The organism is Priestia sp. P5_B4 (genome assembly GCF_056400385.1).
This window is the reverse complement of sequence record NZ_JBFULJ010000572.1, coordinates 1-2,481: the sequence shown is the minus strand read 5'-3', so window position 1 is coordinate 2,481 and position 2,481 is coordinate 1. Positions and strand designations below refer to the sequence as shown.

The following is a 2,481-nucleotide window of genomic DNA, read 5'->3' as shown; positions in this document are numbered from 1 at the left end:
GATGAAAAAAATAGGGTCTTTACTAATGATGTGTGTACTTATATTTGGACTTGCTGCCTGTACGGCCACAAAAGATTCAGGCGCGGAGCCAGAAAAGAAAAGCAGTACAGCAAAAGAAGACGGTAAGGTCCTTTATATGAATAATGGCGCAGAACCTACGTCTTTTGATCCACCTATTGGATTTGATTCATATTCATGGAATATGCTTAATAACTTAATGGAAGGGCTGACTCGTTTAGGAAAAAGCGATGAGCCTGAAGGAGCAATGGCCGAGAAATGGAATATCTCTAAGGACAAAAAGGTCTATACGTTTCATTTACGAAAAGATGCTAAATGGTCAAATGGAGATGACGTGAAAGCAAGTGATTTCGTATTTGCTTGGAAGAGGCTTTTAGATCCTAAGACGGGTTCACCAGCGGCATTTTTAGGTTATTTCATCCAAGGTGGAGAAGAATTTAATACGGGTAAAGGTAGTGCTGATCAAGTAGGGGTAAAAGCGCTAGATGACAAAATCTTTGAAGTTACGCTTAAAAGCCCTCAAGCCTATTTCTTAAGCGTAGTTTCCAATCCAGCGTTCTTCCCAATTAATGAAAAAGTAGCAACAAAAAATCCGAAATGGTTTGCAGAAGCAGATTCGTTTGTTGCGAATGGTCCCTTCAAATTAACTCAATGGAAGCATAACAGTAATCTAGTCATGGAAAGAAACGATCAGTATTGGGATGCTGAAAATGTAAAGCTCGACAAGGTAAAATGGGCAATTGTTGAAAATACAAACACAGAATATCAAATGTATCAAAATGGAGAACTAGATGTTTCTGAAATTCCATCGGATTTAAGTGAAAAGCTGCTGAAAGATGGAGATGTTCATATCGAAGACCAAGCGGGAACTTACTTCTATCGCTTTAACTTAGATAAAGAGCCCTTTCAAAACAAAAATATCCGTAAAGCATTTGCAATGGCTGTAGATCAAGATCAAATTGTTAATTTTGTTACAAAGAATAAAGAAAAACCAGCTCGTGGGTTCGTATCTTACGGATTTAAAGATGCAGATGGAAAGGATTTCCGTAAAACGGGCGGCGATTTATTAAAAACAGATGGCAAAGAAGCAAAAGAACTTCTGAAAAAAGGAATGAAAGAAGAAGGATATAAAAAGCTGCCAGCTATTACGCTAACATACAGTACAGACGATACGCATAAAAAAATAGCAGAAGCACTGCAGCAAATGTTCAARGAAAATCTAGGCGTAGATGTGAAGCTTGCCAATATGGAATGGAATGTTTTCCAAGAAGAACAAAAAGCGTTAAAGTTTCAGCTGTCACGAAGTTCATTTTTAGCTGATTATGCAGATCCAATTAACTTTTTAGAGAGCTTCCAGACGGGTCATTCAATGAACCGTACAGCTTGGAGCAATAAAGAATATGATGAGTTAATTAAACAAGCTATGAACGAAACGGATAATAAAAAACGTTTTGAGCTTATGTATAAAGCAGAAGGTATTTTATTTGATGAGATGCCGATCATTCCTATCCATTTCTACAACTATGTGTTTTTAATCAAAGATAACGTATCTGGAATTGTTCGTCATCCTGTTGGCTATTTAGATTTGAAGTGGGCAGATAAACAGTAAAGTGGAACTTTTCGTCAGAGGGGATTTCAATTCCCTTCTGACCCAAGTTTCACTTTCTTCATTTCTTTACACAAAAGGAGTGTAACAAATGATAAAACCAAAACCATTACAAAAAGGTGATACAGTAGCTGTTATTGCACCTGCTAGTCCGCCTAATCAGCACAATCTAAAAAAAGGAATAGAATATTTAAAGGAAATAGGATTAAACGTAGTAACAGGCGCGCATTTATATAAAAAAAACGGGTACTTGGCAGGGACTGATGAACAGCGAGCAGCCGATATACATGCGATGTTTGCCAATAAGGAAGTAAAGGCAATTATTTGTGCATGCGGAGGTTACGGGACTGCTAGACTTGCCTCGCAATTAAACTACGATTTAATTAAGCGAAACCCAAAGGTTTTTTGGGGATATAGCGATATTACGTTTTTACATACGGCTATTCATCAGCGCACAGGTTTGGTTACCTTTCACGGGCCAATGCTTTCGTCGGATCTCGGAAAAGAAGATGTTCATATAGAGACGAAGCAAGCTTTTTATCAATTATTTTCTCACCGTTCTTTGTGCTATACGGATCAAATTAGTCCCCTCGACACCATTTGTGAAGGAGAAGCAACTGGTCAGCTGATAGGAGGAAATCTGACTTTGCTGGTAAGCACGCTTGGCACACCATTTGAACTAGATACAAAAAATCGAATTTTATTTATTGAAGATATTGATGAAGAGCCGTATGAAATTGACCGCATGATGACACAGCTGTATATGGCCAATAAACTGCAGGATGCAGCGGGAATTATTATCGGAGATTTTCATAACTGCTATCCTAAAAAACGTACAGAGTCGCTTTCTTTAGAAG

General features: G+C 37.9%; 2 protein-coding genes. Both read left to right on the top strand.

All coding sequences use genetic code 11. The features are described 5' to 3' along the window. Position 1 precedes the first annotated feature (1 nt). The gene (locus tag AC1DRF_RS23110; RefSeq protein WP_477741789.1) at positions 2-1,627 is read left to right on the top strand and encodes a peptide ABC transporter substrate-binding protein; all 1,626 of its coding nucleotides are present in this window, start codon (positions 2-4) and stop codon (positions 1,625-1,627) included. An 88-nt stretch (positions 1,628-1,715) separates the two neighbouring features. After that, positions 1,716-2,481 (top strand): S66 peptidase family protein (locus AC1DRF_RS23105; protein ID WP_477741788.1); only part of this gene is annotated, 766 nt, incomplete at its 3' end.